Genomic DNA, 4,846 nt, shown 5'->3' with positions numbered 1-4,846 from the left:
CTGGGGGAGGGTGAAGGTGGCCTGATCGGCCCCCGCTGGGTGGGGGTCCCCCCGGACGGAGTCTGGGGGGAGGGCGAAGGTGGCCTGATCGGCCTTGCGGGAACGACGACGGCGGGGACGGTGTGCTGCACCGTCCCCGCCGCGTTTCGTCGGGCTGTCCGGTGGATCCGGGCCGTGGCCCCGATCCACCGGACGTCCGCTAGTTCAGTCCGCTGTTGATGGCGCCGACGAGTTCGCCGTTGCCGGTGTCACCGCTGAACTCCCAGAAGAACGCGCCGCCCAGGCCCTGGTTCTTGGCCCAGGACATCTTGGACGTGACCGTGGCCGGGGTGTCGTAGCTCCACCAGTTGGTGCCGCAGTGCGCGTACGCCGTTCCGGCGACCGTGCCGGTGGCCGGGCAGGAGCTCTTGAGGACCTTGTAGTCCTCGATGCCCTGCTCGTACGTTCCGGCCGCCGGGCCCGTGGCCGTGCCGCCCGGGGCGGACTGGGTGACGCCGGTCCAGCCCCGGCCGTAGAAGCCGATGCCGAGGAGCAGCTTGTTCGCCGGGACGCCCTTCGCCTTGAACTTGGCGATCGCCTCGGCGGAGTTGAAGCCCGCCTGGGGGATGCCGGCGTAGGAGGTCAGCGGGGAGTGCGGGGCCGTCGGGCCCTTCGCCGCCCAGGCGCCGAAGAAGTCGTACGTCATGACGTTGAACCAGTTCATGTACGGCGCGGCGCCGCCGTAGTCGGCGGCGTCGATCTTGCCGCCGGAGGAGGCGTCGGCCGTGACGGCCGCCGTGACCAGGTAGTTCGCGCCGAACTTGGCGCGCATGGCCTGCATCATGTTCTTGAAGGCGGCCGGGCCGCTGGTGTCGCAGGACAGACCGCAGGCGTTCGGGTACTCCCAGTCCAGGTCGATGCCGTCGAAGACGTCGGCCCAGCGCGGGTCCTCGATCAGGTCGTAGCAGGACTGCGCGAAGGCGGTCGGGTTCTGCACGGCCTGGCCGAAGCCGCCGGACCAGGTCCAGCCGCCGAAGGACCACAGCACCTTGATGTTCGGGTACGCCTTCTTCAGCTTGCGCAGCTGGTTGAAGTTGCCGCGCAGGGGCTGGTCCCAGGTGTCGGCGACACCGTCGACGGACTGGTCGGCCGTGTAGGCCTTGTCGTAGTCGGCGTAGGCGTCGCCGATCGTGCACTTGCCGCCGGTGACGTTCCCGAAGGCGTAGTTGATGTGCGTGATCTTGGACGCGGAGCCTGACGTCACGATGTTCTTGACGTGGTAGTTACGGCCGTAGACGCCCCAGTTGGTGAAGTAACCCATCTTGACCGTGGAGCCCGGGTTGCCGCCGTCGCCGCCGCCCGTGGTGCGGACGCTCGCCGGGCCGCTGGCCGGGCCGGTCTGGTCGATGGTGTCGCGGGCGACGACCGTGTAGCTGTAGTCGGTGCCGGCGGTCAGACCGGTGTTGGTGTAGGTGAGTCCGGTGACCGTGGCGACCTTCGTGCCGTCGCGCAGGACGTCGTAGTTCTTGACGCCCTTGTCGTCGGTGGCGGCGCCCCAGGTCAGCTTCACCGAGGTGTTGGTGATGTCGGAGGCGACCGGGGTGCCGGGGGCCGAGGGCGCGCTGTCGCCGGGCTGGGTCGACCCGTCGCAGGAGGCGCCGTTGATCTTGCAGCCGCTGGGGGCGCCGGTGCCGGTGCCGTTGAAGCCGAAGGAGACGGAGGCGCCGGGGGCGAGGGTTCCGTTCCAGCCGACGTTCTTGGCGGTCCAGTGGGTGCCGGAGCCGGTGACGGTGGCGTCCCAGGCGGAGGTGACGGAGGTGCCGGCGGGGAAGTCCCACTCGACGGTCCAGGAGGAGAGGGTGGTGGTGCCGGTGTTCTTCACCGTCCACCTGCCCTCGAAGCCGGAGCCCCAGTCGGAGGCCTTGGTGTACGTGGCGGTGGCCGCTGCGGCTGCCTCGGCGGGTGTGGCGAGGCCGACCATGGCGGCCAGGGGCAGGATCAGGGCGGTCAGACCGGCGGCTGCCCGGTGTCTGAGCCCTGTTCTGCGCGTCGGTGCTTGAGTGCTCAACGGTGCTCCTCAAGTTGCGGACGGACAATCTGGGGGTGGTCCGTGAAAGGTGCGCGCGCCCCGCGAGCGTAGAAAGGTCTGGACCAACCGTCAAGAGGTCCAGACCAAAGTCGAGGTGGGGGAGCCGGCTCCGCACCGGTTGGCGGACCGGCTCCGCGTCAGACGCCCAACTCCTGCGCCAGAACGGCTGCTTGAACCCGGCTGCGCAGTCCGAGCTTGTTCAGCACCTTGCTGACGTGCGTCTTCACGGTCGCCTCCGCCATGTCGAGACGCACGGCGATCTCCGCGTTCGACAGACCGTCGCCGAGCGTCGACAGCACCTCCCGCTCCCGGGGGGTGAGCACGTCGAGGACGGCGGGATCGGCTCCGCCCGGCGTACGGACCGGGCGGCTCGGCGCCGCGAACTCGGCGATCAGCCGCCGGGTGACCGCGGGCGCGATCGTCCCCTCGCCGCGGGCCACCGTCCGGACCGCGTCGATCAGGTCCTTCGCGTCGGTGTTCTTCAGGAGGAAGCCCGCCGCCCCGGCACGCAGCGCCCCGAAGACGTACGCGTCCAGGTCGAAGGTGGTCAGGACCAGCACGTCGGCGAGTCCCTCGGAGACCACGAGACCCGTCGCCGTCACGCCGTCCATCCGCGGCATCTGCACGTCCATCAGGACGACGTCGGGGCGGAGCTCGCGGGCCAGCTCCACCGCGCGCTCACCGTCCGCCGCCTCGCCGACGACCTCGATGTCCGGTGCGCTGCCCAGGATCAGGACCAGTCCCGCCCGGACCGCGCTCTGATCCTCGGCCACGATCACCCGTACCATGCCGACGGCTCCTTGTCGCTCGTACCGATGGGCAGGACCGCCCGCACCAGCCATTCTTTCCGTCCGTCGTCCGACGTCACCGGACCGGCCTCGAACGCCCCGCCCAGCAGCGTCACCCGTTCCCGCATCCCCACCAGACCCGCCCCGGAACCGGGGGCGCGGGGTCCGGGCTGCCCGCCGAGCGCGCTGGCCACGGCCACCGTCAGGGCGCCGTCGGGGCGGCGGGCGACCGCCACCCGCACCTCGCCGGGGGCCGCGTGCTTGAGGGCGTTGGTCAGCGACTCCTGCACGATCCGGTACGCGGCGAGCTCGACCGGTGCCGGCAGCGCCGGCTCCTCCCGCGGCCGGGTGTCGTCGAGCGCGAACGTCAGCCCGCTCGTCTCCCCGTTGGCAGCCGCCTGCGCCGTCAGCGCGTCCAGGCCGTCCAGGGTGGGCGCGGCCGCCGGTTCCGCGTCGCCGCTGCTGTCCCGCAGCAGCCCGATCAGCCGTCGCATCTCCGCGAGGCCCTCCACGCTGTTCTCCCGGATCACGGTCAGCGCCTGCCGGGTGGTGGCCGGGTCGTCCAGCGACAGCGCGGCCGTGGAATGGATCGCGATGGCGGACAGGTGGTTGGCGACCATGTCGTGCAGCTCCCGCGCCATCCGGGCGCGCTCGGCCACGACGGCCTGGCTGCGGTCCATCTCGGCGAGCAGCGCCGTCTGCTCCGCCCGGAGGCGGGCGGCGTCGGCGGCCTGTCGGTGGTTGCGGACGACCGCTCCGGTGACGGCGGGCAGGAAGGAGACCATGCCGGTGATCAGACCGACCAGCAGGGCGATCGCGTTCTGCCACCAGACGAGGAAGCCGATCGTCACGCCGACCGTGATGAGGCCGGTCGTGTACGGGATGCGCCGGGCGGAGCGGGGCGTGCCGTAGACCACGGCGGCGTAGACGAGGTCCGTGAACATCAGCGCGGTGACGAGGCTGCCGTAGGTGAACTGGTCCGCCACCAGGGCGATCGTGCCGACGGTCAGGGCTGTTCGCGGGCAGGAGCGGCGGACCGTCGCCATCGCGGCCATGACGGCGAGCGGGATCAGGGTCGCCCACCGGGCGGTGATCGGCCGGTCGGTCTGGGTGTGCAGCCCGAAGGACCACATCAGCAGACCGACGGCGAGGCCGCCGGCCGCGATGAGAAGGTCGTCGCGGTGTGGTCGGGGGAGGGTCACGTCACCATCCAACACGGCGTGCGGAGCGCGGGCCTCGCCGTGCGGGCCGATCCGCGCCTCCGTCGAACGATGTAGCCGGACGTCGTCATCGGCGACGACGATCCGGGCGGAATGCCACGGGACGCTGGAGGAGTCCCGACGCGAAAGGGTGAGAACCGTGATCGTCACGCTGATCGTGATCTGCGAGGTCGGCTTCTGGGTGCTGCTGGCCGCCGGCCTGGCCGCCCGCTACCTGCTGAAGATGCCGCGCACGGGTCTCGCCCTGCTGCTGTGCGAGCCGCTCCTGGAGGTCCTGCTTCTCGTCGTCACCGCCGTCGACCTGAAGAACGGCGCGGATCCGAGCTGGAAGCACGGCCTCGCCGCGCTCTACATCGGCTACACCGTCGGCCACGGCCACCGCACCGTGAAGTGGCTCGACGGGCACGCCGCCCACCGCTTCGGGGGCGCCCCGCCGCCGGTGGGGCCGCCGCGCCACGGCATGGCGCGCGCCCGCCACGAGGGCAGGGTCTGGCTGGGCTCCGTCGTGGGCGCGGCCGTGGCGTCGGTGCTGCTGCTGATCGCCGCCTGGTACGTCGGGGACGCCGGCGACACGGAGTCGCTGCGGGGCTGGATCCTCGTCGCCTGGCGGGCGGTCGGGATCCACGGTCTGATCGCGCTCAGCTACGCGATCTGGCCGAAGAAGGCGCCGGACTCCGAAGCGGTCACCGGGACCGCGGCGCAGAGCCCCGGACCGGCGCAGAGCCCCGGACCGGCGCAGAGCCCCGGACCGGCGCAGAGCCCCGGACCGG

General features: G+C 71.7%; 3 protein-coding genes and 1 pseudogene. 1 reads left to right on the top strand and 3 read right to left on the bottom strand.

What is annotated here, in order from left to right; all coding sequences use genetic code 11:
- Nucleotides 1-199: 199 nt before the first annotated feature.
- The 3 genes from AB0K65_RS16295 to AB0K65_RS16285 all read right to left on the bottom strand — a co-directional run bounded on the left by AB0K65_RS16295 (nucleotide 200) and on the right by AB0K65_RS16285 (nucleotide 4,058).
- Nucleotides 200-1,960, bottom strand: coding sequence for a glycoside hydrolase family 18 chitinase (locus AB0K65_RS16295; RefSeq protein ID WP_365716923.1), 1,761 nt, complete (start codon nucleotides 1,958-1,960; stop codon nucleotides 200-202).
- A gap of 245 nt (nucleotides 1,961-2,205) precedes the next feature.
- The gene (locus tag AB0K65_RS16290) at nucleotides 2,206-2,856 is read right to left on the bottom strand and encodes a response regulator transcription factor (protein ID WP_365716870.1); all 651 of its coding nucleotides are present in this window, start codon (nucleotides 2,854-2,856) and stop codon (nucleotides 2,206-2,208) included.
- Nucleotides 2,844-4,058 carry a histidine kinase gene (locus AB0K65_RS16285; RefSeq protein WP_365716869.1) on the bottom strand — a complete coding sequence of 405 codons (1,215 nt, stop codon included), beginning with the start codon at nucleotides 4,056-4,058 and terminating at the stop codon, nucleotides 2,844-2,846. The genes AB0K65_RS16290 and AB0K65_RS16285 overlap by 13 nt, the downstream gene beginning before the upstream one ends.
- A gap of 157 nt (nucleotides 4,059-4,215) precedes the next feature.
- Here AB0K65_RS16285 and AB0K65_RS16280 point away from each other — a divergent pair.
- A pseudogene (locus AB0K65_RS16280) lies at nucleotides 4,216-4,746 on the top strand (hypothetical protein); the annotation flags it as partial.
- Nucleotides 4,747-4,846 lie beyond the last annotated feature (100 nt).

Source organism: Streptomyces sp. NPDC053755, from assembly GCF_040677675.1.
Lineage (GTDB): Bacteria > Actinomycetota > Actinomycetes > Streptomycetales > Streptomycetaceae > Streptomyces.
This window is presented reverse-complemented; position numbering and strand designations above follow the sequence as displayed.